This is a genomic window from Streptomyces sp. DSM 40868 (genome assembly GCF_011820545.1).
GTDB classification, from domain to species: domain Bacteria; phylum Actinomycetota; class Actinomycetes; order Streptomycetales; family Streptomycetaceae; genus Streptomyces; species Streptomyces eurythermus.
This window is the reverse complement of record NZ_CP050504.1, coordinates 7,038,869-7,064,372: the sequence shown is the minus strand read 5'-3', so window position 1 is coordinate 7,064,372 and position 25,504 is coordinate 7,038,869. Positions and strand designations below refer to the sequence as shown.

The 25,504-nt window shown below is 72.9% G+C and carries 25 protein-coding genes; 16 read left to right on the top strand and 9 right to left on the bottom strand.

All coding sequences use genetic code 11. From position 1 onward, the window contains the following. The first annotated feature begins 86 nt into the window (after positions 1–86). From HB370_RS31985 to HB370_RS31975, 3 genes are all read left to right on the top strand, one after another. Entirely contained in the window at positions 87–1,136 is a 1,050-nt protein-coding gene (locus HB370_RS31985; RefSeq protein ID WP_030787561.1) for an Rv2578c family radical SAM protein, read from the top strand. A 148-nt stretch (positions 1,137–1,284) separates the two neighbouring features. Further along, complete coding sequence (locus HB370_RS31980; RefSeq protein ID WP_030787564.1) at positions 1,285–2,835, top strand: alpha/beta hydrolase; 1,551 nt, start codon at positions 1,285–1,287, stop codon at positions 2,833–2,835. A gap of 57 nt (positions 2,836–2,892) precedes the next feature. After that, positions 2,893–3,417, top strand: a complete 525-nt coding sequence (locus tag HB370_RS31975; RefSeq protein WP_030787568.1) for a GNAT family N-acetyltransferase — start codon at positions 2,893–2,895, stop codon at positions 3,415–3,417. Between the two features lie 7 nt (positions 3,418–3,424). Here HB370_RS31975 and HB370_RS31970 read toward each other — a convergent pair whose 3' ends face one another. Beyond that, on the bottom strand, positions 3,425–4,006 hold the full coding sequence (locus HB370_RS31970) for an adenylosuccinate lyase (RefSeq protein ID WP_030787571.1): 582 nt from the start codon (positions 4,004–4,006) through the stop codon (positions 3,425–3,427). 434 nt (positions 4,007–4,440) lie between these two features. Here HB370_RS31970 and HB370_RS31965 point away from each other — a divergent pair, with 434 nt between their 5' ends. From HB370_RS31965 to pssA, 9 genes are all read left to right on the top strand, one after another. Beyond that, positions 4,441–6,255, top strand: a complete 1,815-nt coding sequence (locus HB370_RS31965; protein ID WP_030787583.1) for a 3-hydroxyacyl-CoA dehydrogenase — start codon at positions 4,441–4,443, stop codon at positions 6,253–6,255. 136 nt (positions 6,256–6,391) lie between these two features. Beyond that, entirely contained in the window at positions 6,392–7,204 is an 813-nt protein-coding gene (locus tag HB370_RS31960) for a TetR family transcriptional regulator (protein ID WP_189753555.1), read from the top strand. Between the two features lie 441 nt (positions 7,205–7,645). Further along, positions 7,646–8,983 carry a crotonyl-CoA carboxylase/reductase gene (gene ccrA, locus HB370_RS31955; protein WP_030787588.1) on the top strand — a complete coding sequence of 446 codons (1,338 nt, stop codon included), beginning with the start codon at positions 7,646–7,648 and terminating at the stop codon, positions 8,981–8,983. 17 nt (positions 8,984–9,000) lie between these two features. Next, complete coding sequence (locus HB370_RS31950; protein WP_030787590.1) at positions 9,001–11,028, top strand: protein meaA; 2,028 nt, start codon at positions 9,001–9,003, stop codon at positions 11,026–11,028. Then, positions 11,025–11,987 carry a CoA ester lyase gene (locus tag HB370_RS31945; RefSeq protein WP_030787593.1) on the top strand — a complete coding sequence of 321 codons (963 nt, stop codon included), beginning with the start codon at positions 11,025–11,027 and terminating at the stop codon, positions 11,985–11,987. The genes HB370_RS31950 and HB370_RS31945 overlap by 4 nt, the downstream gene beginning before the upstream one ends. A gap of 5 nt (positions 11,988–11,992) precedes the next feature. Further along, complete coding sequence (locus tag HB370_RS31940) at positions 11,993–12,505, top strand: MaoC family dehydratase (RefSeq protein WP_030787596.1); 513 nt, start codon at positions 11,993–11,995, stop codon at positions 12,503–12,505. Positions 12,506–12,507: 2 nt separating this feature from the next. Beyond that, positions 12,508–13,713, top strand: coding sequence for an acyl-CoA dehydrogenase family protein (locus HB370_RS31935; protein ID WP_030787600.1), 1,206 nt, complete (start codon positions 12,508–12,510; stop codon positions 13,711–13,713). A 169-nt stretch (positions 13,714–13,882) separates the two neighbouring features. Then, the gene (locus tag HB370_RS31930) at positions 13,883–14,533 is read left to right on the top strand and encodes a phosphatidylserine decarboxylase (protein ID WP_030787603.1); all 651 of its coding nucleotides are present in this window, start codon (positions 13,883–13,885) and stop codon (positions 14,531–14,533) included. Between the two features lie 22 nt (positions 14,534–14,555). Next, a complete protein-coding gene (gene pssA / locus HB370_RS31925) occupies positions 14,556–15,374 on the top strand; it encodes a CDP-diacylglycerol--serine O-phosphatidyltransferase (RefSeq protein ID WP_030787606.1) in 819 nt (272 codons plus the stop codon). Between the two features lie 372 nt (positions 15,375–15,746). Here pssA and HB370_RS31920 read toward each other — a convergent pair whose 3' ends face one another. Beyond that, positions 15,747–16,883 (bottom strand): glycerate kinase, encoded by a 1,137-nt coding sequence (locus tag HB370_RS31920; RefSeq protein ID WP_030787609.1) that lies wholly within the window; start codon positions 16,881–16,883, stop codon positions 15,747–15,749. Between the two features lie 161 nt (positions 16,884–17,044). On the opposite strand from HB370_RS31920, the gene HB370_RS31915 reads away from it, so the two are divergent. Together HB370_RS31915 and HB370_RS31910 are read left to right on the top strand one after the other, a co-directional pair. After that, positions 17,045–18,118 carry an ADP-ribosylglycohydrolase family protein gene (locus HB370_RS31915; RefSeq protein ID WP_030787612.1) on the top strand — a complete coding sequence of 358 codons (1,074 nt, stop codon included), beginning with the start codon at positions 17,045–17,047 and terminating at the stop codon, positions 18,116–18,118. Between the two features lie 27 nt (positions 18,119–18,145). Beyond that, positions 18,146–18,640 (top strand): NUDIX hydrolase, encoded by a 495-nt coding sequence (locus HB370_RS31910; protein ID WP_030787615.1) that lies wholly within the window; start codon positions 18,146–18,148, stop codon positions 18,638–18,640. A gap of 46 nt (positions 18,641–18,686) precedes the next feature. On the opposite strand, the gene HB370_RS31905 is transcribed toward HB370_RS31910, so the two are convergent. Then, on the bottom strand, positions 18,687–18,839 hold the full coding sequence (locus HB370_RS31905) for a DUF2191 domain-containing protein (RefSeq protein WP_078637661.1): 153 nt from the start codon (positions 18,837–18,839) through the stop codon (positions 18,687–18,689). Between the two features lie 67 nt (positions 18,840–18,906). Between HB370_RS31905 and HB370_RS31900 the strand changes: the two genes are divergently transcribed. Further along, positions 18,907–19,644, top strand: coding sequence for a Sir2 family NAD-dependent protein deacetylase (locus HB370_RS31900; protein WP_030787618.1), 738 nt, complete (start codon positions 18,907–18,909; stop codon positions 19,642–19,644). A 24-nt stretch (positions 19,645–19,668) separates the two neighbouring features. On the opposite strand, the gene HB370_RS31895 is transcribed toward HB370_RS31900, so the two are convergent. The 6 genes from HB370_RS31895 to HB370_RS31875 form a co-directional block, all read right to left on the bottom strand. After that, on the bottom strand, positions 19,669–20,151 hold the full coding sequence (locus HB370_RS31895; protein WP_030787620.1) for a methylated-DNA--[protein]-cysteine S-methyltransferase: 483 nt from the start codon (positions 20,149–20,151) through the stop codon (positions 19,669–19,671). A gap of 80 nt (positions 20,152–20,231) precedes the next feature. Continuing rightward, on the bottom strand, positions 20,232–21,710 hold the full coding sequence (locus HB370_RS31890) for a DNA-3-methyladenine glycosylase 2 (protein WP_030787622.1): 1,479 nt from the start codon (positions 21,708–21,710) through the stop codon (positions 20,232–20,234). Between the two features lie 73 nt (positions 21,711–21,783). Then, the gene (locus tag HB370_RS31885; RefSeq protein WP_037702494.1) at positions 21,784–22,647 is read right to left on the bottom strand and encodes a methylenetetrahydrofolate reductase; all 864 of its coding nucleotides are present in this window, start codon (positions 22,645–22,647) and stop codon (positions 21,784–21,786) included. Between the two features lie 153 nt (positions 22,648–22,800). Next, a complete protein-coding gene (locus HB370_RS42115; protein WP_244405712.1) occupies positions 22,801–23,274 on the bottom strand; it encodes a BBE domain-containing protein in 474 nt (157 codons plus the stop codon). Further along, positions 23,181–24,176 carry an FAD-binding protein gene (locus HB370_RS31880; RefSeq protein ID WP_244405710.1) on the bottom strand — a complete coding sequence of 332 codons (996 nt, stop codon included), beginning with the start codon at positions 24,174–24,176 and terminating at the stop codon, positions 23,181–23,183. Before HB370_RS31880 ends, HB370_RS42115 begins: the two co-directional genes overlap by 94 nt. Positions 24,177–24,370: 194 nt before the next feature. Further along, a complete protein-coding gene (locus tag HB370_RS31875) occupies positions 24,371–24,784 on the bottom strand; it encodes an LLM class flavin-dependent oxidoreductase (protein ID WP_157855624.1) in 414 nt (137 codons plus the stop codon). 10 nt (positions 24,785–24,794) lie between these two features. Between HB370_RS31875 and HB370_RS31870 the strand changes: the two genes are divergently transcribed. Next, on the top strand, positions 24,795–25,280 hold the full coding sequence (locus HB370_RS31870) for a LysR substrate-binding domain-containing protein (RefSeq protein ID WP_157855625.1): 486 nt from the start codon (positions 24,795–24,797) through the stop codon (positions 25,278–25,280). Positions 25,281–25,504 lie beyond the last annotated feature (224 nt).

Below are 25,504 nucleotides of genomic sequence, written 5' to 3'. Positions count from 1 at the left end.
CCCCGCACCCGGCGGCCCAAATCGGGGTCCGGGCGATCATGGGAACACATGTTCTATTCTGGGCCCAGTGCTACCGAGGAGGCGTCATGCGCTGGGACAACCTCACCGACGACGGCGACCACGGCCGGGCCGCCGACGCCGCCCTGTTCGGCGCGGACGCCGTGACCACCCGGACGTTCGACACGCCCGAGTTCCGCGGGATCACCTTCCACGAGGTGCGGGCGCGCTCGGTGCTCAACCGGGTGCCGGGCGCCTCGCGCATGCCGTTCGAGTGGACGGTCAATCCCTACCGGGGCTGCTCGCACGCGTGCGTGTACTGCTTCGCCCGCGCCACCCACGGCTATCTGGACCTGGACACCGGCATCGGCTTCGACACCCAGATCGTGGTCAAGGTCAACGCCCCCGAGGTGCTGCGCCGCCAGCTCGGCTCGGCCCGCTGGCAGGGCGAGCACGTGGCGATGGGCACGAACGTCGACTGCTACCAGCGCGCCGAGGGCCGCTACCGGCTGATGCCGGGCATCATCTCCGCGCTCACCGACCGCGCGAACCCGTTCTCGATCCTCACCAAGGGCACCCTGATCCTGCGCGACCTGCCGCTGCTGGTCCGCGCGGCCGGGGTGACGGACGTGGGCGTGTCCGTCTCCGTCGGCTTCCTGGACACCGAGCTGTGGCGCACGGTGGAGCCGGGCACGCCCGCGCCCGAGCGCCGGCTGGAGGTCGTGCGCGCCTTCGCCGAGCACGGCATCGGCTGCGGGGTGCTGATGGCGCCGGTGATCCCCTACCTGAGCGACGACCCGGAGCGGCTGCGGGAGACCGTGCGGGCGATCGCGGCGGCCGGGGCGGTCTCCGTCACCCCGCTGGTGCTGCATCTGCGCCCGGGCGCCCGCGAGTGGTTCATGACCTGGCTCGACCGCCACCACCCGCACCTGGTGCCCCGCTACGAGCGGCTGTACGCGGAGGGCGCCTACGCGCCCAGGTGGTACCAGCGCCGGATCACCCGTCAGGTGCACGAGCTGGCCGAGGAGTACGGCATCGGGCCCGCCCGCTCCGGGCAGGCCCGCCGGATCCGCCCGGCCGCACCCGCGCCCGCGCCGGCCCCCGGCCCGGCGGAACCGGTGCAGCTCAGCCTGATGTGAGCGGGCCGGGGGCGCGTTCAGGGGCATCCCGCGGCCCGATCGGGTCAAGTATCGCGAAGCCGGGTTCTCCGGAGCCCCGGCGCCGGGACGATCCGGGCGGAACCGTGCCGCACGGTCCGCCGCGTCCCCGCGTCCCGGGAGGACCCGTATGAGAACACGCGCAGCCGCGCTGGGCGCGGTCGCCGCCGTGGTGGCGGGCTCGCTCACCGCCGCTCCCGTCCGGGCGGCCACCGCCCCCGCGCCCGTCTGGACGGCGTGCGCCACCCACGACCACCCCACGCTCCAGTGCGCCTCGGTGCGGGTGCCGCTGGACCACGCCGACCCGGCGGGCCGGCAGATCACGCTCGCCCTCACCCGCGTCCCGCACACCGCGCCGACGTCCGAGGGACCGCTGCTGGTCAACCCCGGCGGCCCCGGCGGCAGCGGGCTGGAGCTGGCCGGGTTCGTCGCCTCGGCGCTGCCGAAAAGCGTGGCGGCCCGCTACGACGTCATCGGCTTCGACCCGCGCGGGGTCGGCCGCAGCACGCCCGCCCTGACCTGTGCGCCCGGCCACTTCACGGCCCCCCGCCCGGACTCCGTCCCGGCCACCCCCGCGCTGGAGCGGGCGAACCTCGACCGCGCGCGCTCCTTCGCCGAGTCCTGCGGCCGCGGGTACGCGGACGTGCTGCCGTACCTGGACACGGTGAGCGCGGCCCGGGACCTGGAGGTGGTCCGCCGGGCCCTCGGCGCGCCCCGGATCAGCTACTTCGGCTACTCCTACGGCACTTATCTGGGCGCGGTGTACGCGAAGCTGTATCCCGGGCGGGTGCACCGGCTGGTGCTGGACTCGATCGTCGACCCGGCCGGCGTCTGGTACGCGGACAACCTCGCCCAGGACCACGCCTTCGACGACCGCCACCGCGCGCTGATGGCCTGGATCGCCCGGCACGACGCGCACTACAAGCTCGGCACGGACCCCGCGCGGATCGAGGCCCGCTGGTACGCGATGCGGGCGGCGCTGGCGCGCGGGCCGGCCGGGGGCCGGGTGGGCGCGGCGGAGCTGGAGGACACCTTCACGCCCGGCGGCTATTACGACGGCTACTGGCCCCACCTCGCCGAGGCGTTCGCGGCCTATGTACACCGGGGGGACACCGGGCCGCTGCTGGCCGCGTACGACAGGCTCGCCGCCGTGGACGCCGAGGGGGACAACGGCTACAGCGTCTACACGGCGGTGCAGTGCCGGGACGCCCCCTGGCCGCGCGACTGGCACCGGTGGCGCGCGGACACCTGGGCGGCGCACGCGAAGGCGCCGGTGATGGCCTGGAACAACACCTGGTACAACGCGCCGTGCGCGTTCTGGCCGACGGCCCCGCTGCGGCCGGTGGACATCGCGGGGGACGCGCTGCCGCCCGCGCTGCTCTTCCAGGCGACCGGCGACGCGGCCACCCCGTACGCCGGCGGGGTCGCGGTGCACCGGCTGCTGGCCCGCTCCGGCCTGGTGGTCGAGCAGGGCGGCGGCAACCACGGCATCACGCTGAGCGGCAATGCCTGCCTGGACCGGTATCTGGCCGCGTACCTGGCCGACGGCACGGTGCCGCGCGGCACGGGCCCGGCCGACGCGGTCTGCGCCCGGTCGCCGGAGCCGGAGCCGCTGTCGGCGAAGTCGGCGGCGGTCTCGCGGGGCGCGGTCCTGCACGGCCTGCTGGGTTTCCGCCGGTAGCGCGGGGCCACCCGAAATTCCCGGCCGTCACCCGGCGTCCGCCCCTAGGGTTCCGTCATGGACGAGCCGTACCTACGCATCCGCCCGATGACCCTCGCCGACTGCGACCGCGTCTCGGAGATCCGCGTGCGCGGCTGGCAGCACGCCTACCGCGGGCTCGTGCCGCAGCCGTATCTGGACCGGCTGAGCGTGGCGGCGGACGCCGAGCGGCGGCGGAAGCGGTTCGCGCGCGGCGACGGCCCGGTGGTGAATCTGGTCGCCGAGCGGGACGGCCGGGTGCTCGGGTGGGCGGCGGTCGGGCCGTACCGGGACGGGGAGGCGTACACGGCGGACGCCGAGCTGTACGCGATCTACGTCGATCCGGCGCACCTCGGCCGCGGGATCGGCCGGGCGCTGCTGGACGCGGTGGCCGGGCGGTGCCCCGCGGGCACGCGTCTGCTGCTGTGGGTGCTCAAGGGCAACGCGCCCGCGCGCCGCTTCTACGAGCGCGCCGGGTTCCGGGCGGACGGCGCGGAGGAGCCCTTCGAGGTGGACGGCGTGCCCGTGCCCGAGGTGCGGTACGTGCGCGGTCCGGCCGGCTGACCGGGCGTCAGGCGGGCCGCTGCTGCGGGAGCCGGGCCAGCGCGCGCACCGCCGCCTCGGCGAGCGCGGGGTGCGCCAGCGCCTCGTTCAGCACCCGCCGGGCGCGGTCGTCGCCGAGCGCGCCCAGGCCCTCCACACAGGCGAGGGCGACCTTCCGGTAGGGGTCGTGCGGGCCGAGCCGCCGCTCCAGGGTGGTGATCAGCGCGGGCACGGACTCCGGTGCGCGCAGGGCGACCAGGAGCCGTACCGGGTGCAGGGCGTAGGCGACGCGCAGTTCGTTGGTGGCGAGGGCGGCGGCGGCCCGGGCGGTGCGGGGGTCGCCGAGGCGGGCGAGGGCGTGCGCGGCGGAGGCGCAGCGCGGTGGGTCGCGGTGGTTCAGCAGCAGCACCAGGGCCTCGAAGGCGCGCCGGTCGCCCGCCCGGCCGAGCCGGAAGGCGGCCAGTTCCCTGGCCCACAGGGGCTGTCCGGGGGCGGTGAGCACCTCGGCGAGTTCGTCGTGGTCCCCGGTGGCGAGCAGGCGGTCGAACGCGGCCGTGCCGCCCGACTCCTGCCGTAAGCGTTCCGTGAGCGAGCGCTCCTCTTCGTCCACGAGGTCCAGCGTAGGCGGGTCGCGGCGGACGGGGGAGACACCTCACACGGAAGGATTGCTTCGAGGGGCTGGCGCGCTCGTTACCCGCCGGTTAAGCTCAGACGAGCGAGTACCCCTCGCACTCCGCTGGCGACGGTCTGGTGACGCGGCCGTCGCGAGCGAGCTTTCCGTCGGTTCGGTACACCGTATGTACCGCGGTACGACCCGGCTCCGGGACAGAGCCGGTCGGATCCCCCGCCGTGCGCGGGCGTGGACGCGCCCGTGGCCCGGCGGCGCTCACCGGGCGTGTGCGCTCGCAGCCCGGCAACACCCGCATTCCCCTGGCTCCGTGGTGCGCTCCGGCGCACCCGGCGCTCCCTTCCGCTCCGTGGCGCGCCCTCCGCCGGCGCGTCCGGCGCGCTCCTCGTCGTCACCCTCATTCCTGGAGTCCCGCGATGGCCACTCCCCTGTCCGACACCCCTCTGTCCCCGTCGTCCCCGCTGCGGAAGGTCGCCGTCGTCGGCCTCGGCACCATGGGCACCGGCATCGCCGAGGTCCTGGCGAAGGCCGGCCGCGAGGTGATCGGCATCGATGTCGGCGAGGAGCAGGCGGCCCGGGCGCTCGCCGTCCTCGAGGCCGCCACCGCCCACGCCGTGCGGCGCGGGCGGCTCACCGACGAGGAGCGCGCCGGGATGCTGGCCCGGGTGCGCACCGCCACCGACCTCACCGCGGCGGCCGACGCGGACCTGGTCATCGAGGTGGCCCCGGAGTCGTACGAGATCAAGCAGCAGATCCTGGCCGAGCTGGACGGCATCGTCCGTCCCGGCACGATCCTGGCGACCGGCACCAACGCGCTGTCGGTGACCCGGCTGGCGGCCGGCTCGGCGCGCCCCGAGCGCGTGCTCGGCCTGCACTTCTTCAACCCGGCGCCGGCCATGAAGCTGGTGGAGGTGGTCTCCTCGGTGCTCACCGCGCCGCAGGCCGTCGCCGCCGTCACCGCCCTGGCGATCGAGCTGGGCAAGGAGCCGGTGGCCGTCGGCGACCGCCCCGGCTTCGTCGCGGACGGGCTGCTGTTCGGCTATCTGAACCAGGCCGCGGCCATGTACGAGGCGAAGTACGCCTCCCGCGAGGACATCGACGCGGCGATGCGGCTCGGCTGCGGTCTGCCGATGGGCCCGCTCGCCCTGCTGGACCTGATCGGTGTCGACACCGCGCGGACGGTCCTGGAGGCCATGTACGCCGAGTCCCGGGACCGGCTGCACGCGCCCGCCCCCATCCTGGGGCAGCTCAGCGAGGCGGGCCTGACCGGCCGCAAGGCCGGGCGCGGCTTCTACACCTACGCGGCGCCGGGCAGCGCGACGGTCGTCCCGGACGCGCTGACCCCGGCGGCCGGGGACAGCCGGGCCGGGGGCCGCCCGGTGCGCTCCGTGGGCGTCGCCGGCTCGGGCACCATGGCGTCCGGCATCGCCGAGGTCTTCGCCAAGGCCGGCTACGACGTGGTCCTCGCCGCCCGCAGCGAGGAGAAGGCACAGGCGGCCAAGGCGCGCATCGGCAAGTCGCTGGCCCGCTCCGTCGACAAGGGCCGGCTGACCGCCGAGGCCGCCGCCGAGACCCTGGGGCGGATCGTCCCGGCGGGCTCCTACGACGCCTTCGCCGAGGTGGACCTGGCGGTGGAGGCGGTCGCGGAGGACCTGGACGTCAAGCGGCAGCTGTTCGCGGCGCTGGACAAGGTGTGCAAGCCGGGCGCGGTCCTGGCCACCACCACCTCCTCGCTGCCGGTGGTCGCCTGCGCCCGCGCCACCTCGCGCCCGCAGGACGTGATCGGGATGCACTTCTTCAACCCGGCCCCGGCGATGAAGCTGGTCGAGGTGGTCCGCACGGTGCTGACGGCCGACGACGTCCACGCGACCGTGCGCGAGGTCTGCGGCCGGATCAGGAAGCACGCGGTGGACTGCGGCGACCGGGCCGGGTTCATCGTCAACGCGCTGCTGTTCCCGTACCTCAACAACGCGGTCAAGATGGTGCAGGAGCACTACGCGTCCCTGGACGACATCGACGCGGCGATGAAGCTGGGCGGCGGCTACCCGATGGGCCCGTTCGAACTGCTGGACGTGGTCGGCCTGGACGTCTCGCTGGCCATCGAGAAGGTGCTGCACCGCGAGTTCCGCGAGCCCGGTCTCGCCCCGGCGCCGCTGCTGGAGCACCTGGTGGCCGCGGGCTGCCTCGGCCGCAAGACCGGCCGCGGCTTCCGCGAGTATGCCCGCCGCTGACGGCGCCGGCGACCGGTTCCGGACGGAGCCGGACTGGGGCGGGCTGCTCGACCCGGCCGCCGCTCCCCCGCCCCCCGCGGGCGGGGGACATCCCGGACCTGCGCATCAACGTGCGCACATGCAGTACGTTCGGGTCATGTCCCAGCCCGCCAAGTCCTCACGTACACCAGCTACGCCCGACGCGCCGGAAAGTGCCGCAGGCAGCCGCGCCGCCGCCCAGCGGCTCAAAATGCGCCGGGAACTGGCGGCAGCAGCCATGGAGCTGTTCGCGACCAAGGGGTACGAGGCCACCACCGTCGACGAGATCGCCGCCGCGGCCGGGGTCGCCCGGCGCACCTTCTTCCGCCACTTCCGCTCCAAGGAAGAGGCCATCTTCCCGGACCACGACGACACGCTGGTCCGCGCCGAGGCGGTGCTCAACGCCGCCCCCGCGCACGAGCACCCGCTCGACACCGTGTGCCGGGGCATCAAAGAGGTCATGAGGATGTACGCCGCCGCGCCGGAGATCTCGGTGGCCCGCTACAAGCTCACGCGCGAGGTGCCCACCCTGCGCGAGGCCGAGATCGCCTCCGTGGCCCGTTACGAGCGCCTGTTCACCCGGTATCTGCTCGGCCACTTCGACGAGCACGCGCACGCCGACGACGCCAACGACGACCCGCTGCTGGCGGAGGTCGCCGCCTCGGCCGTGGTCACCGCCCACAACCACGTCCTCAGACGCTGGCTGCGGGCGGGCGGCCAGGGGGACGTGGAGGCCCAGCTCGACCACGCGTTCGCGATCGTCCGCCGGACCTTCGGCACCGGCATCGGCGCGGGCCGGGAGAGCACGCCGCGCACCCCGGCGGCCGCCTCCGGTGCCCAGGGCGAGGTCCTGGTGACGGTGGCCCGCACCGATGCCCCGCTCGACGAGGTGATGCGCACCATCGAACAGGCGCTGAAGGAACGGTCGTAGCGGAGCGGCCGGAAAACGACGGCCGTAACCGGCCGGAACGCGACAGACGGGCAGTGGGTGGCACTGAGTGCCGCCCACTGCCCGTTTCGTTTGCCGAGCGTTGATCGATCATCGCTCATCTGTTACGTAAAGATTTCATCTGAGAGCAATTTCTGGCACTCAGTGCCTTGTCACCTGTCACGGCGTGTCATACGTTGGGGATGTCCGGGCGGCCGGCGGGCAGCGATCACCTGCTCGCCGGCTGTCCCCGAGGGCCCATGGCCCGCGCGCCCGGACGCCTGCGTCACAGGCACCCTCCCGCGCCACAAAGCGCTGCCGAAGCACCACCCCGCCGAACCGACGGCACCCCTTTCCCACCCTCAGCAGCACGCATCCCAGCACCGACGAACCCTCAGGCGCCCCTCCCTCAGGGCGCTCACCGCCGGAGGCAACACCGTGACCGTGAAGGACATCCTGGACGCGATCCAGTCGCAGGACGCCACGTCCGCCGACTTCGCCGCCCTGCCGCTGCCCGAGTCGTACCGCGCGATCACCGTCCACAAGGACGAGACGGAGATGTTCGCGGGCCTGCAGACCCGCGACAAGGACCCGCGCAAGTCGATCCACCTGGACGAGGTGCCGGTGCCCGAACTGGGCCCCGGCGAGGCCCTGGTGGCCGTGATGGCCTCCTCGGTCAACTACAACTCGGTGTGGACCTCGATCTTCGAGCCGGTGTCGACGTTCGCCTTCCTGGAGCGCTACGGCAAGCTCTCGCCGCTGACCAAGCGCCACGACCTGCCGTACCACATCATCGGCTCCGACCTCGCGGGCGTGGTGCTGCGCACCGGCCCCGGCGTCAACGCCTGGCAGCCCGGTGACGAGGTCGTCGCGCACTGCCTGTCGGTGGAGCTGGAGTCGCCCGACGGCCATGACGACACCATGCTCGACCCCGAGCAGCGCATCTGGGGCTTCGAGACCAACTTCGGCGGCCTCGCGGAGATCGCGCTCGTCAAGACCAACCAGCTGATGCCCAAGCCCAAGCACCTCACCTGGGAGGAGGCCGCGGCCCCGGGCCTGGTGAACTCCACCGCATACCGCCAGCTGGTCTCCCGCAACGGTGCCGCCATGAAGCAGGGCGACAACGTCCTGATCTGGGGCGCGAGCGGCGGACTCGGCTCCTACGCCACCCAGTTCGCCCTCGCCGGCGGCGCCAACCCCATCTGCGTCGTCTCCTCGCCCCAGAAGGCGGAGATCTGCCGGAAGATGGGCGCCGAGCACATCATCGACCGCACCGCCGAGGGCTACAGGTTCTGGAAGGACGAGCACACCCAGGACCCCAAGGAGTGGAAGCGCTTCGGCAAGCGCATCCGCGAACTCACCGGCGGCGAGGACATCGACATCGTCTTCGAGCACCCCGGCCGCGAGACCTTCGGCGCCTCCGTCTACGTCACCCGCAAGGGCGGCACCATTACCACCTGCGCCTCGACCTCGGGCTACATGCACGAGTACGACAACCGCTACCTGTGGATGTCCCTGAAGCGGATCATCGGCTCCCACTTCGCCAACTACCGCGAGGCGTACGAGGCCAACCGCCTCATCGCCAAGGGCAAGATCCACCCCACCCTGTCGAAGACGTACTCCCTGGAGGAGACCGGACAGGCCGCCTACGACGTCCACCGCAACCTGCACCAGGGCAAGGTCGGCGTCCTGTGCATGGCGCCCGAGGAAGGTCTCGGCGTGCGCGATCCGGAGCTGCGCGCCCGGCACATCGACGCCATCAACCGCTTCCGGAACGTCTGAGACACCCGAGGTCATAGATGACTGAGCGTCAGAAGGACCGGCCGTGGCTGATGCGCACGTACGCCGGCCACTCCACGGCACAGGCGTCCAACGAGCTGTACCGGCGCAATCTCGCCAAGGGCCAGACCGGTCTGTCGGTGGCGTTCGACCTGCCCACCCAGACCGGCTACGACCCCGACCACATCCTCGCCCGCGGCGAGGTCGGCCGGGTGGGCGTGCCCGTCGCGCACCTGGGCGACATGCGCCGGCTGTTCCAGGACATCCCGCTGGAGCAGATGAACACCTCGATGACGATCAATGCCACGGCCATGTGGCTGCTGGCGCTCTACCAGGTCGTCGCCGAGGAGCAGGGCGCGGACATCACCCGGCTCCAGGGCACGACCCAGAACGACATCGTCAAGGAGTACCTGTCCCGGGGCACCCATGTGTTCCCGCCGGGGCCCTCCCTCCGGCTGACGACGGACATGATCGCGTACACGGTCTCCCACATCCCGAAGTGGAACCCGATCAACATCTGCAGCTACCACCTCCAGGAGGCGGGAGCCACGCCGGTGCAGGAGATCGCGTACGCGATGTCCACCGCGATCGCCGTCCTGGACGCCGTGCGCGACTCCGGCCAGGTGCCGCCGGAGCGCATGGGCGACGTGGTCGCGCGGATCTCCTTCTTCGTGAACGCGGGCGTCCGCTTCATCGAGGAGATGTGCAAGATGCGGGCGTTCGGCCGCATCTGGGACAAGGTCACCCGCGAGCGGTACGGCATCGAGGACCCCAAGCAGCGCCGCTTCCGCTACGGCGTCCAGGTCAACTCCCTCGGGCTGACCGAGGCGCAGCCGGAGAACAACGTCCAGCGGATCGTGCTGGAGATGCTGGCGGTGACCCTGTCGAAGGACGCACGCGCGCGTGCCGTGCAGCTGCCCGCCTGGAACGAGGCCCTGGGCCTGCCCCGCCCCTGGGACCAGCAGTGGAGCCTGCGCATCCAGCAGGTGCTCGCCTACGAGAGCGACCTGCTGGAGTACGACGACATCTTCGAGGGCTCGAAGGTGGTCGAGGCGAAGGTGGACCAACTGGTCGCGGACGCCCTCGCCGAGATGGACCGCATCCAGGAGATGGGCGGCGCCATGGCCGCCGTGGAGTCCGGCTACCTGAAGTCGCAGCTGGTCGCCGCGCACGCCGAGCGCCGGGCCCGGATCGAGTCCGGCGAGGAGAAGATCGTCGGCGTCAACATCTTCGAGGGCACCGAGCCGAACCCGCTCACGGCCGACCTGGACACCGCGATCCAGACGGTGGACCCGGCGGTCGAGGCCCGGGTCGTCGAGGCCCTGCGCCACTGGCGGGACACCCGCTACCAGCCGCCGTTCAACCACCCGCGCCCGTGCAAGGCGCTGGAGCGGCTGAAGGAGGCCGCCAAGGGCACCGAGAACCTGATGGAGGCCACCCTGGAGTGCGCCCGCGCCGGGGTGACGACAGGCGAGTGGGCCGCCGCCCTGCGCGAGGTGTTCGGCGAGTACCGGGCGCCCACCGGGGTCTCCTCCGCGCCGGTGGCCGTGCCCGCCGAGGCCGGTTCGGCGCTCGCCGACGTGCGCGCCCGGGTCGAGGCCACCGCCCGTGAGCTGGGCGTCGGCAAACTGCGCTTCCTGGTCGGCAAGCCCGGCCTGGACGGGCACTCCAACGGCGCCGAGCAGATCGCCGTGCGCGCCCGGGACGCCGGCTTCGAGGTGGTCTACCAGGGGATCCGGCTCACCCCGGAGCAGATCGTGGACGCGGCCCTCGCCGAGGACGTCCACGCGGTCGGCCTGTCGATCCTGTCCGGCTCGCACGCCCAGCTGGTCCCGGACGTGCTCGGGCGGCTGCGTGTGGCCGGTGCCACAGATATACCCGTGATCGCGGGTGGCATCATCCCCAGCGGTGACGCCGAACAGCTCAGGGCCGCCGGAGTGGCCGCGGTGTTCACCCCGAAGGACTTCGACATCACCGGGATCATCGGCCGCATCGTGGACGAGATCCGGAAAGCGAACAAGCTCGACCCCCTGGAGGTCCCCGCATGACAACGGTCAACCGCCTTCGTCCCCGGCGCTCCTGCCTGGCCGTACCGGGCAGCAACCCGCGTTTCCTGGAGAAGGCGCAGGGCCTCCCTGCGGACCAGGTCTTCCTGGACCTGGAGGACGCGTGCGCGCCGCTCGCCAAGCCCGAGGCGCGGCACACCATCGTCAAGTTCCTCAACGAGGGCGACTGGACGGGCAAGACCCGGGTGGTGCGGGTCAACGACTGGACGACCGAGTGGACCTACCGGGACGTGGTCACGGTGGTCGAGGGCGCCGGCCCCAACCTGGACTGCATCATGCTGCCCAAGGTGCAGAACGCCCAGCAGGTGGTGGCGCTGGACCTGCTGCTGACCCAGATCGAGAAGACGATGGGCTTCGAGGTCGGCCGGATCGGCATCGAGGCGCAGATCGAGAACGCGGCCGGTCTGAACAACGTCAACGAGATCGCGCAGGCCTCGCCGCGGATCGAGACGATCATCTTCGGCCCGGCCGACTTCATGGCGTCGATCAACATGAAGTCGCTCGTCGTGGGCGAGCAGCCGCCCGGCTACCCGGCGGACGCCTACCACTACATCCTGATGAAGATCCTGATGGCCGCCCGCGCCAACGACCTCCAGGCGATCGACGGCCCCTACCTCCAGATCCGCAACGTCGACGGCTTCCGCGAGGTGGCCGGCCGGGCCGCCGCCCTCGGCTTCGACGGCAAGTGGGTGCTGCACCCGGGCCAGGTCGACGCCGCCAACGAGGTCTTCTCGCCCTCCCAGGAGGACTACGACCACGCCGAGCTGATCCTGGACGCGTACGAGTACTACACCTCCGAGGCGGGCGGCAAGAAGGGCTCCGCGATGCTCGGGGACGAGATGATCGACGAGGCCAGCCGCAAGATGGCCCTGGTCATCGCGGGCAAGGGGCGCGCCGCCGGGATGCGGCGCACCAGCACCTTCGAGATCCCGGAGGCGTGAGCGCGATGCAGTTCGGACGCACCTACGAGGAGTTCGAGGTCGGCGCGGTGTACAAGCACTGGCCGGGCAAGACGGTCACGGAGTACGACGACCATCTGTTCTGTCTGCTGACCATGAACCACCACCCGCTCCACATGGACGCCAACTACGCCGAGCGGACGACCGACTTCGGCAAGAACGTGGTGGTCGGGAACTACGTGTACTCCCTGCTGCTCGGGATGTCCGTCCCGGACGTCTCCGGCAAGGCGATCGCCAACCTGGAGATCGAGTCGCTCCGGCACGTGGCGCCGACCTTCCACGGCGACACGATCTACGGCGAGACGACCGTGCTGGACAAGTGGCCCTCGAAGTCGAAGAACGACCGCGGGATCGTGCACGTCGAGACCAAGGGCTACAAGCAGGACGGCACCCTGGTGTGCGTCTTCCGCCGCAAGGTGATGGTGCCCACCGAGACGTACATCAAGGAGCGCGGCGGCGAGCAGCCGGGCCGCCCGGAGCTGAAGCAGCAGGAGAAGTAGAGATGGCCCGTCTCGCCCAGACCGCCGGTCTGACCGACGTCCAGCAGGAGATCCTCTCGACGGTCCGTGACTTTGTCGACAAGGAGATCATCCCCGTCGCGACGGAGCTGGAGCACCGCGACGAGTACCCGCAAGCGATCGTGGACGGCCTGAGGGAACTCGGCCTGTTCGGTCTGATGATCCCCGAGGAGTACGGGGGCCTGGGCGAGTCGCTGCTCACCTACGCGCTGTGCGTGGAGGAGATCGCCCGTGGCTGGATGTCGGTGTCCGGCATCATCAACACCCACTTCATCGTCGCGTACATGCTCAAGCAGCACGGGACGCAGGAGCAGAAGGACCACTTCCTGCCGAGGATGGCGGCCGGCGCCATCCGGGGCGCCTTCTCGATGTCGGAGCCGGGCCTGGGCTCGGATGTGTCGGCGATCACGTCCAAGGCGGTCCGGGACGGCGACGAGTACGTCCTGACCGGCCAGAAGATGTGGCTGACGAACGGCGGCACCTCCTCGCTCGTGGCCGTGCTGGTCCGCAGTGACGAAGGACACCCCGAGGGCACCGCCCCGCACAGGTCGATGACCACCTTCCTGGTCGAGAAGGAGCCGGGCTTCGGCGAGGTCCGCCCGGGCCTGACCATCCCCGGCAAGATCGACAAGATGGGCTACAAGGGCGTCGACACCACCGAGCTGATCATGGACGGCCTGCGCGTTCCGGCCGACCGGGTGCTCGGCGGGGTCACCGGCCGAGGTTTTTACCAAATGATGGACGGCGTGGAGGTCGGCCGGGTCAACGTGGCGGCGCGCGGCTGCGGCGTCGCCCAGCGCGCCTTCGAACTGGGCGTCCGGTACGCCCAGCAACGTCACACTTTCGGCAAGCCGATCGCCCAGCACCAGGCCATTCAGTTCAAGCTGGCGGAGATGGCCACCAAGGTCGAGGCCGCGCATGCGATGATGGTCAACGCGGCCCGCAAAAAGGACTCCGGGGAGCGAAACGACCTGGAGGCCGGCATGGCGAAGTACCTGGCCTCCGAGTACTGCAAGGAGGTCGTGGAGGACGCCTTCCGGATCCACGGCGGCTACGGCTTCTCCAAGGAGTACGAGATCGAGCGCCTGTACCGGGAGGCTCCGATGCTGCTCATCGGTGAAGGTACCGCCGAGATCCAGAAAATGATCATCGGCCGCCGGCTGCTCGAAGAGTATCGATTCCAGGGCTGATTGTCCGGTTACGGGGTGTTTTCTTCGAGAAGAAGATCACACCCCGTAGACGTTCTTCGGCCGCCGACTCGGCTTCCTGGCTTGCCCAGTTGTGGGCCGCGCCCGGTACGATCCGGGAAAGCCGCCGTCCCCCGTCAGAGCGCGGCATCATCCGCTACGAAGGTCATCCATGCCCCACTCCTCTGCACACCGCGACAGCCTGGCAGGCGCACGCCTCGCGCGCGGAGCATCGCCGTGGCTCCTCCCGACCGTCGCCACCGCAGCCGTCAGCCTGGTCCGGGCCCGCCGCTCCGGCGCGGCCAGGGCCGTCGCCGTGCCCGCCACCGCGCTCGCCGCGGGCATGCTGTGGTTCTTCCGCGACCCCGAGCGCGAGATCGCCGAGGGCCGGGTCATCTCGCCCGCCGACGGCGTGGTGCAGAGCATCATGCCGTGGAAGGACGGCCGCACCCGCGTCGCGATCTTCATGAGCCCGCTCAACGTCCACGTCAACCGCGCGCCCCTCGCGGGCACCGTGACGTCCGTCGAGCACATCCCCGGCGGCTTTGTTCCGGCTTTCAACAAGGAGAGCGAGAACAACGAGCGCGTAGTCTGGCATTTCGACACCGAACTCGGCGACATCGAGATGATCCAGATCGCCGGCGCGGTGGCCCGCCGCATCGTGCCCTACGTCCCCGAGGGCACGAAGGTCGAGCAGGGCGACCGTATCGGTCTGATCCGCTTCGGCTCGCGTGTCGATCTCTACCTGCCCGAGGGCGTGGAGGTCGCGGTCGAGGTCGGACAGAAGACCGTGGCTGGGGTGACTCGCATTGACCGTGATTGATCCGGAGACCCAGGCGGGCTGGGTGCCCGAGGCCGACGACGTGGACGAAGAGGAGGAGATGCCCCTCTCTCTGCGGCTGTCGATAGCGGACACGCTCACGCTGGGCAACGCCACGTGCGGCTTCATGGCGGTGTACTTCACCACCACCGGCATCCTGATCCCGCACCTCACCGGCAGCCAGGAGTCCGGCATGGCCCGCCACAGCGCGGCCACGGCGGTCATCCTGATGCTCTGCGCGGCGGTCTTCGACCTGTTCGACGGGCTCGTGGCGCGCAAGCTGCGCTCGTCGCCGATGGGCGCGGAGCTGGACAACCTGTCGGACCTGATCAGCTTCGGCCTCGCGCCCGCGTACTTCGTGCTCGTCTACGGCATGGTCGCCGACGACGCGCACCAGCGGGTGGCGGCGGTGGGCGCGATCGTGGTGCTGCTGGCCGTGGTGCTCAGACTGGCCCGGTTCAGCTGCGTGACGATGAAGGACGGCATGTTCCAGGGCATGCCCTCGCCGTTCGGCGCGCTGACCGTCGTCTCCATCGTGCTGCTGGAGCTGCCGTTCGTGGCGACGCTGCTGGCGATCCTGGGGACGGCGTGGCTGATGGTGAGCCGGGTGGAGTACCCGAAGCCGCGGGGCCGGCTGGCCGGGGCGATGCTCTGCTGGATCGTGCTGTCGATGGGGCTGCTGGCCGCGTGGGCCTTCGACGCGCCGAGCGGTCAGCTGCTGCTGCAGACGGGCTGCGCGCTGCAGCTGGTGATGGGCGCGGTGATTCCGCTGTTCGCCACGGCGCGGCGGGTGAACAACTTCCGCGACAATCGGCGTGAGGCGCGGGCCGCGCAGTTGCCGTAGCGGCGCTTTGACGAGGGGCCCCCTACCCGGGTTGGGTAGGGGGCCCCTCGCTTGTGCCCGGCCCCTGGGGGCTCCGCCCCCAGACCCCCGTCTTTGCCCACCCGCCCACCCGTCTCGGCAAGTCGAAACGCGCCCACACGGCTACCGCCTCGGGGGGGGCGGGGCTCGGGCCGTGGCCCGGGCCGCCACCCCTCCGCCTACCGAGACGGATCGTGGGCGGGCAAGGCCAGAGGGCTGAGCCCCCACGAGGCCAGCCCACATCGACCCCCGCCAGGGCACTCCCGCCCCGGCCCGGGCCGCCACCCCTCCGCCTGCCGAGACGGATCGTGGGCGGGCAAGGCCGGGGGGGCTGGGGGGGGAGCTCCCAGGAGGTCAGGCCAAGTGGGCCTCAGCCAGGCGGGCGGCGAGTCGCTCCAGGATCGGGCCGGCGTCCGCGATGCACTTGGCGACGTCCGGCTCGACCGAGGTCAGGGGGTACGCCTCCGAGATACCGGCCCGCCGCAGCGCCTCCTCCGGCAGGGCGAGCCGGCCGCACACCGCCACCACCGGCTTGCCCGCGGCCCGCGCCGCCGCGGCCACCCCGGCCGGCGCCTTCCCGTGCAGCGTCTGCTCGTCCAGCGAGCCCTCGCCGGTGATCACCAGGGACGCCCGTTCCAGGGCGGGCGCGAAGCCCAGGACGTCCAGCATGACGTCGATGCCGGCACGGAACCGGGCGCCCAGGAGCAGCGCCCCGTAGCCGATGCCGCCCGCCGCGCCCGCGCCCGGGGCCGCCGCGTACTCGGCGGCCCGCGGGCCCACCTCGGCCTCCAGCACCTTCGCGAAGTGGGCCAGCGCCGCGTCCAGCCTCTCCACGTCGTCCGGCGAGGCCCCCTTCTGCGGGCCGTAGACGGCGGGCGCGCCCTTCGGTCCGGTGAGCGGGTTGTCGACGTCGCTGGCCAGCACCAGCTCGACCGAGGAAAGCCGCGGGTCGAGGCCGGAGAGGTCGGCGCGGGCCAGGCCGGCCAGTCCGCCGCCGCCCGGGGACACCGGCTCGCCCGCCTCGGTGAGGAACCGCGCGCCCAGCGCGGACAGCATGCCCGCGCCGCCGTCCGTCGTGGCGCTGCCGCCGACGCCGAACACGATGGTCCGCGCGCCCGCGTCCAGCGCGGCCCGCAGCAGTTCCCCGGAGCCGTACGTGGAGGCCGTCAGGGGCGCGAAGACCCCGGCCGGCAGCCGCTGCAGACCGCTCGCCTCGGCCATCTCCACGACCGCGGTGCCGTCGCGCAGCGCGAACGCTGCCGTCACCTCCTCGCCGAGCGGCCCGGCCACCCGGACCTCGCGGCGTTCGAAGCCGGCCGCGACCGCCGCGTCCACGGTCCCGTCGCCGCCGTCGGCCACGGGCAGCGCCTCGACCGCCAGGTCCGGCACGACCCGGCGCAGCCCGGCCGTCACCCGCTCGGCGACCTGCACGGCCGTCAGCGAGCCCTTGAACTTGTCCGCGGCGATGAGCACCCGACGGGCCTCGTTCACTGCAGCGTCCGCCACCTTGTCTTCCCCTTGCTCTCCGGGCCCCGCGCACGGCGGGGCCAGTCGCGCCGCTGTGACGATAACCGCAGGACACCCCCGCCGTCATGCCCCGCCCGAACCCTGGAAGGCCGCGCGGAGCGGGCGGAAGTGGGTACCCCGCTGCCATGAGCACCCAGCGCACCCTCCCGGACCTCGCCGACCGGCTGCACGGCGGCTGGCTCGGCCGGATCGCGGGCAACATGCTCGGCAAGCCGGTCGAGCAGGGCGAGGTGTGGACCCGCGACCGGATCGACCGCTATCTGCGCCGGGCCGCCGCCCTGCCGCTGACCGACTATCTGCCCGAGCCGGCCGACCCGGCGGAGGCCGCCGCGCTGCGCCCGGAGTGGCGGTGCTGTGTGCGCGGCCGGATCGACGGCAGCTGCCGGGACGACGACGTGGACTACGCGATCCTCGGCCTGCACCTGCTGGAGACCCACGGGTTCGGTTTCAGCACCGAGCAGGTCGGCGACCTGTGGCTGCTCAGACTGCCGTACCTGCAGACGTTCACGGCGGAGCGGGCCGCGTACCGGAATCTGGCGAGCGGGCTGAAGCCGCCGCTGACGGCGACGTACGACAACCCGTACCAGGAGTGGATCGGCGCGCTGATCCGCGCCGATGTCTTCGGCTGGACCTGCCCCGGAGATCCCGTCCGGGCCGCCCATCTGGCCCGCCGGGACGCGGTGCTCTCGCACACCGGCAACGGTGTCTACGGCGCCATGTGGGCCGCCGCGCTGATCGCGGCCTCCTTCACCGCCCCGACCGTCCGGGACGCCCTGGAGACCGCGCTGGCGGTCGTGCCGGCGGGCAGCCGCCTGGCCCGGACCGTACGGCGGGTGGCGGGCCTGCACGAGGCGCGGCTGCCCTGGGAGCAGACCCTGGCCACGGTGGCCGAGGAGACCGCCGGGCTCGGCTGGATCCACACGGTCCCCAACGCCGCGGTCCTCACCGCCGGGCTGCTGTACGGCGAGGGCGACTTCACCCGGACCCTCGCGCTGACCGTGCGCGGCGGCCTGGACACCGACTCCAACGGGGCGACGGCCGGCTCGGTGGCCGGGGTGCGCACCGGGGCGCGGGCGATTCCGGCCCAGTGGCGGGAGCCGCTGCGGGACACGGTGCGCAGCGCGGTGTTCGGCTTCGACGGCGTACGGATCAGTGCGCTGGCCGAACGCACCCTGCGCCTGGCGACGACGGGTTCATAGGGCGGGGTGGCTGGTTACCCTGTCCCGATGACCACCACTGCTGACTTCGCCGCGTACATCGCCGGTCTGCCCCGGGTCCTCGCGGGGGCCGCCGCGCTCTTCCGGGACGCCGGGGGCCGGGTGCTGCTCGTGGAGCCCAACTACCGCGAGGGCTGGGCGCTGCCGGGCGGGACCATCGAGTCGGACACCGGGGAGACGCCGCGCCAGGGCGCCCGCCGGGAGACGCTGGAGGAGATCGGGCTGGACCGCCCGCTGGGCCGGCTGCTCGCGGTGGACTGGGTGCACGGCGTGGACCGGCCGCCGCTGGTGGCGTACCTGTACGACGGCGGTGTGCTCACCGGGGCCGAGCTGGATTCCATCCGGCTCCAGGAGGAGGAGCTGCTGTCCTGGCGCCTGGTCGACCGCGCGGACCTGACGGCGTATCTGCCCGAAGCGCTGGGCCGCCGGGTGCTGGCCGCCCTGGACGTGCTGGCGGAGGGCGGCGGCACGGCGGAGCTGGAGAACGGCCGGCGGGTGGCCTGACCGGCGGTTCGGCCCTCCGCCTCGTGCTCAGCCCTCCGGCCGGCGTTCAGCCCTCCTGGTCGCGGGGCCGGGCGTCCACCTCGCGCAGCGCCTCGTCCCGGGCGGCGGTCCGGGCCTCGGTGCGGTGCCCGCGCTCGATGTGGTCCCGGACCACGAGTTCGACGGCGTCCTGCGGACTGCCCACCCCCGCGAGCACCATGACGCCCGCCCCGCTTATCCGTTTATCCGTTCGCGGCGGCCCGTGGGCGCGCCCTACCCTCGGGGGCATGGCCAAGCCCCTCGTCGCCCTGCTCAGCGGGGCCGGTATCTCCACCGACTCCGGAATCCCCGACTACCGCGGGCCGAACGGGCTGTGGCGGCGCGATCCGGAGGCCGAGAAGCTGGTCACGTACGAGTACTACATGGCGGACGCGGAGATCCGGCGCCGGTCCTGGCTGATGCGGCGCGACAGCGGCGCGCTCGGGGCCCGGCCGAACGCCGCGCACCGGGCCGTCGCCGAACTGGAGCGGTCCGGGGTCCCGGTCCGGGTCCTCACCCAGAACGTGGACGGGCTGCACCAGCTCGCCGGCCTGCCCGCCCGCAAGGTCCTCGAACTGCACGGCAGCGCCCGCGCTGTGGTCTGCACCCGGTGCCACGCCCGGGGGCCGATGGAGGACGCGCTGGCCCGGGTGGCGGCGGGCGAGCCGGACCCGCCGTGCCTGGGGTGCGGGGGCATCCTGAAGCCGGCGACGGTGATGTTCGGCGAGCGGCTGGATCCCGTGGTCCTCGGCGAGGCCGCGGCCATCGCCAAGGCCTGCCAGGTGTTCATCGCGGTCGGCAGCAGCCTCCAGGTGCAGCCCGCCGCCGGTCTCGCCGGGGTCGCCGCCGACCACGGCGCCCGGCTCGTCGTCGTCAACGCCGAGCCGACGCCGTACGACGACCGGGCCGACGAGGTGATCCGCGAACCGATCGGCACCGCGCTGCCCGCCCTGCTGGCCCGGCTGGCGGCGCAGGGCGACGCGTAGGGCCCGGGCAGGCGGGGCGGGCGGTCAGAACAGGGCCGTTCCGCGTTCGAAGTCCAGCAGGCGGCGCTTGCGGTCCAGGCCGCCGCCGTAGCCGGTGAGGTCGCCGCCCGCGCCGATCACCCGGTGGCAGGGCACGATGATGCCCACGGGGTTCTTGCCGTTGGCGAGGCCGACGGCGCGGGATGCCTTGGGGTTGCCGAGGGCGCCGGCGAGTTGGCCGTAGGAGCGGGTCTCGCCGTACGGGATGCGGGTGAGCTGCTCCCAGACCCGGCGCTGGAACGGGGTGCCGTGCAGCCGGAGTGGCACGGTGAACTCCTTCAGCTCGCCCGCGAAGTAGGCCGCGAGCTGTTCCCCGGCCTCGGCGAACGGGGTGTCGTCGGGGGTGCCGAAGGTCTCCTCGGGCGGGCGGTGGCGCTGGCCGGCCATGTACAGGCCGCACAGCACGCCGTCGTCGGCGACGAGGGTGAGCGGGCCGTAGGGGCTGTCGATGACGGTGTGCTGCTTCATGGCGGGGTCCTCGTACGGAGTGCTCGGGCACGGTGTCCGGTGTCGGGGGCCTGGTCCCAGGGTGGGTGGGTCCGGGGGGCTTACGCGGGCAGGAAGTTGACCGGATGGCTGTCGGTCGCCCACAGGTACTGCACCGCGTACGCCCGCCAGGGCCGCCAGCCCTCCGCGCGGGCGGTGAGCGCGGGCGGTGAGGACGGCAGGCCCAGTTTCCCGGCGGCGCGCCGGATGCCGAGGTCGGTCGGGAGGAACGCGTCGGGGTCGCCGAGGGCGCGCATGGCGATGACGTCGGCCGTCCACGGCCCGATGCCGGGCAGCGCGAGCAGCCGGGCGCGGGCCTCGGCCCAGTCGGTGTCGACTCCCAGGCGCACCCCGCCGTCGGCGAGCAGCCGGACCAGGGTGGTGAAGGTGGTGCGCCGGGCGCGGGGCATGGCCAGGGACTCGGGGTCCACGGAGGCCAGCGCCTCGGCCGAGGGGAAGAGATGGGTGAGGCCGCCCTCGGGGTCGTCCAGGGGTTTGCCGTGCGCGGTGACCAGGCGGGCGGCGTGGGTGCGGGCGGCGGCGGTGGACACCTGCTGGCCGAGCACGGCGCGGACGGCGAACTCGGCCTCGTCGACCGTGCGCGGCACCCGGCGGCCCGGGCCGCGCTCGACCAGCGGGGCGAGCAGCGGGTCGGCGCACAGCCGCTCGTCGACGGCGGCCGGGTCGGCGTCCAGGTCGAGCAGGCGGCGGCAGCGGCTGTTGGCCACGGTCAGGTCGCGCAGGTCGCTCAGGGTGAGCCGGCAGGCGATGTGGTCGGGGCGGGGGGTGAGGGCGGCGATGCCGTGGCCGTAGGGCAGCCGCAGCGTGCGGCGGTAGGCGCCGTCCCGCCACTCCTCCACGCCGGGTACGGCGGTGGCGGCGAGGTGGCCGAAGAGGTTGGACGGGTTGAGCGGGGCGCGGAACGGCAGCCGCAGGGTGAGCACGCCGGGGGTGCCGATACCGCTCGCGGGCACCCGGGCGCGCAGCTCGCTCGGCGACAGGGCGAAGACCTCGCGGACGGTGTCGTTGAACGAACGCACCGAGGAGAAACCGGCCGCGAACGCGATCTCGGACATGGGCAGCGCGGTGGTCTCGATGAGCAGCCGCGCGGTCCGGGCGCGCTGGGCGCGGGCGAGCGCGAGGGGGCCGGCGCCCAGTTCGGCGAGCAGTTGCCGCTCGACCTGGCGGGTGCTGTAGCCGAGCCGGGCGGCGAGTCCGGTGACGCCTTCGCGGTCCACGACGCCGTCGGCGATCAGCCGCATGGCGCGGGCGACCAGGTCGGCGCGCAGGTTCCACTCCGGGGAGCCGGGGCTGGTGTCGGGGCGGCAGCGTTTGCAGGCCCGGAACCCGGCCTGCTGGCAGGCGGCGGCGCTCGGGTAGAACGTCATGTTCTCCGGCTTGGGCGGCACGACCGGGCAGCTCGGGCGGCAGTAGATGCGGGTGGTCAGGACGGCCGTGAAGAACCATCCGTCGAACCGCGCGTCCTTGGAGCGCACCGCGCGTACGCAGTGCTCCCGGTCGAGGTGAGTGCCTGTTCGCATGCCTTCAGCATCGACCACCTCCCGCCCCGTCCGCTGGCGGAAAACCGACATCAACCTGCGCCGGCCCGGATCTTCACCGATTCGACGACGCGGGGGCGGGGGCGTGCTGCCGCCGGAAGCCGTCGATCCATTCGGCGGTGGCGCGCAGTCCGCCGAAGGTGTAGAAGTGCACCTTCACCACACCGTGGCGGCCGGGGTCGTAGCGTTCGGCCAGCGCGTGCAGGAAGCGGTCCGGGCCGGTGGTGCCCATGAGGTTGGTCAGCGAGAACCCGTACTTGCGGGCGACGGAGGCGCTGGTGCCGACGCCGAACCGGGTGGCGTAGCCCAGCAGCCGGCGCACCCCGGCGGGGCCGGGGACGCCGACCCGGACGGGCAGGCGCACGCCCCGGGCGCGCAGGTCCTCGAGCCAGGCGAGGACCGGGTCCGCGTCGAAGCCGAACTGGGTGATGACGTCGCCGTCGAAGCGGTCCGCGTCGAGGGCGGCCGCCTTGTCCGTGAGCGCCGTCCACAGGGCGCGGTCGGTGATGCCGGGGTGGCCTTCCGGGTAGCCGGCGATGCCGACGTGCCGGACGCCGTGGTGGCGCAGCAGTCCGGTGCGCAGGACGGCGAGGGCGTCTTCGTAGGGGCCCTCGGGCCGGGCGGGGTCGCCGCCGACGACGAACACGTTCTCGGCGGTGCCGTCGGCCGCCAGCCCGGTGAGGAACTCCTCCAGGGCGGGCCGGGAGGGCAGCCGGCGGGCGGAGATGTGCGGTACGGGGACGAAGCCGAGCCGCTTGACCGCACGGGCCGCCGTCAGCCGGGTCGCGGTGTCCTCCCCGGCCAGGAAGGTGATGTTGATCCGGGTGCCCGGCGGGATGCCGCCCTGCGCCTCTTCCAGCCGGGGCACGTCCTTGCCGGTCATCTCCAGGGAGAAGTCGTCCAGCAGAGCGGGGTTCATCGTGCTTCTCGGCTTTCGTACGGCTGTTCCCGGACCCGACGATGATGTCACGCGCTCCGCCGGGGCCCGCGGGCAGGGCGTGGGCGCATCCGGCGGCCGGGGCCGCGCGGCGCCCGTCGGACGGGGGCCGCGCGGTACGGGCCGGGCTGCCGGTCAGGCGGCGGGCGGCTGGACGGACTGGCTGTGCCGGAAGACGTTCCGCGGGTCCCACTTCGCCTTGACGCGTTGCAGGCGCGGATAGTTGTCCTGGTAGTAGAGGGTGTGCCAGGGGGTGGACGAGGTGTTGAACCGGGGGTCGCCGAGGTCGATGTCGGGGTAGTTGACGTAGCAGCCGTCGGTGACCTCGTTGGGCACCGGGACGCCGCCGGTGTCCGCGTAGACCTCGCGGTAGCAGTCGCGGGCCCAGGAGATGTACCGGTCGTCGTCGGCGGGGTCGCTCCAGAACACCTGCCAGAGCATCTTGAACGCGGCGTCGCGGTGGGGTGCGGCGGTCGCGGCGGGGTCCACCGCGTTGATCCGGCCGCCGTACGACGTCAGCTGCACGCTGATGTTCGGGTTGTCGATGTCGTCGCGGGTGAGGTGCTTGTACAGCGCGTCCAGGTGGCTGTCGGGGAAGGCGGCCCGCATGAACGAGGACTTGTACTCGGCGCGCAGCGTGGGGTCGTTGAGGACGCTGTTGGTGGTGCCGAGCAGCCGTACCGCCTGGAGCCAGGGCAGCCGGCGGGGGGCGGCGAACTGGGGCAGGGCGGGCAGGTCGCCCGTGTGCCGGGTGAGCGCGCCGTGTTCGACGCCGATGCCGTAGCCGATGTGCTTGAGGTGGTCGGCGAGGATCTGCTCCGCGTCCGGCGCGGTGGCGTCGGCTTGGGCAGCAGTGCGCCGGGGTCGCGGCCCGTGGCGTCCGGGGAGCGGAACCAGTAGCGGGTGGCGATGCCGAAGTTACCGCCCCCGCCGCCGGTGTGGGCCCACCACAGGTCGCGGCGGGGGTCGTCCGCCTCGCGGGTGGCGACCACCGCGCGGGCCCTGCCCCGGGCGTCGACCACGACCACCTCCACGGCGTAGAGGTGGTCGACGACCAGGCCGTGCAGCCGGCACAGCGGTCCCCAGGCGCCGCCGCTGACGTGGCCGCCCATGGCGACCGAGTAGCAGAACCCGGTGGGGACGACGACGCCCCACTCGGGGTAGAGGGTCTGGTACGTGCGGAGGTTGGTGGCGCCGGATTCGACGGCGACGGCGCCGCGCCGCTCGTCGTGGTACACCGCGCTCATGCCCGACATGTCCACGATCATCTGGACGTCGGGGTGGTGCACGAAGTCCTCGTGGCAGTGTCCGCTGGAACGGACGCTGATCCGCTTGCCCTGGTCGACGGCCTGCTGGACGGCCGCGACCACCTCGTCGGTGGACCGTACGAGCCGTATGGACTCGGGCCGGGCCTGGTAACGCTGGTTGAGCCCGCTCACCAGATCGGCGTACTGCCGGTCGCCCCGTGTCACGGTGCGGCCGGCCGGGTGGCGGGTCGTGTGTTCGGTCATGTGCGTGTCACACCTTCACGCGAATCCTCGGGTGTCCTGTCGGAACACCCGTGTGTGGAACTGCCGAATCGCTGTGTGATCCCCCGTGCGGCACATCGGTGTCCCGGCGCTTCGTGGCCGGGACACCCGGCACAGGATCGCGTCGTGGGTGCTCGTGAGGTGGTGCTCCGGTGCGGACGGCGCGGTGGGTACCGTCAGCCGGTCCGCGGCGGCGGGATCACCTCACGGGCGACTCGTTCGAACTCCTCCAGATGCGCCTCCCCCGGCCAGTCGAGGACGAATTCGGAGACACCGGCGGCGAGGAACCGCTCGAAGATCTCCTCGTAGGTGTGCCGTCCGGTCCGTGGGTCCCACGGGCCGAAGACGGTGTACGAGCGCCGCACGCTCGCGGGGTCCCGGCCGGCGGCCTCGGCGAGCCGGTCGAGCCGTTCGTTCTGCTCGGCGGTGATGACGAGCACCTCGGTGTCGCTCGCGCCGGGCGGGCCGTGGGTGTTCCAGGCATCGGCGAGCTCGGCGGCGACCCGGACGAGGGTCGGCGACTGGCCGCCGACGGTGATCGGCAGCCGCGGGCGCTGCGCGGAGCCGGGCACGGTCACCACGTCCTTCACCCACAGCCGCGTGCCCCGGTGGCTGGAGTCGCGTGGGGTGTGCCTGTCCGCCACCGGCCCGCTCGCCCGGCGTGGCACGCTGCGGCTGGCGGACCTCGCCGAGCGGCCGATGGTCGGCCTGGCCCAGGAGGTGTCCCCCGTCGAGCGGTGCTTCCGGGCCGTGGACCCCCGGCCGGACGGCACCCGCGTGCGGTACACCGACCACCATGTGAGCCGGGTGGAATCGCTGCTGTCGGCCGTCTCCTTCGACGGCGCGATCGCCTTTCTGCCGGCCGTGGCGGCGGAGCTGTTCCCCCGGCCCGACATCCTCTACCGCACCGTGGCGGACCTGGAACCGTGCGCCTTCGGCGTGGTGTGGCCCGAGCGTGACGGGGAGAACTGCGTCGGCGTCACCGCGCTGGCGGACGTCTGCCGGCGCCTGCGCGACCAGGGCGGCCTGCCGTCGGGCACCATGCGTCGGCCCGACGAGGTACTGCCGCCGACGGTCCGGGACTGACCGGCCACCGGCCCGGGGCGCGAGATCCCTCCGGCGGGCGCGGCCCCGGTGATGAAGGAGTCGCCGACGGTGACCAGGCCGGCCGCCTACCGTCCCGCCCGCGATCCCGGCCCGCCTGCCGTTCCGGGCGCGGCCCCAACCCGCCTGCCTACCATCCCGCCTGCGGCCCCGGCCCGCCCACCGTCCCACGCACGGCCCCGGCCCCCCTGCCGCCTGGCACACGG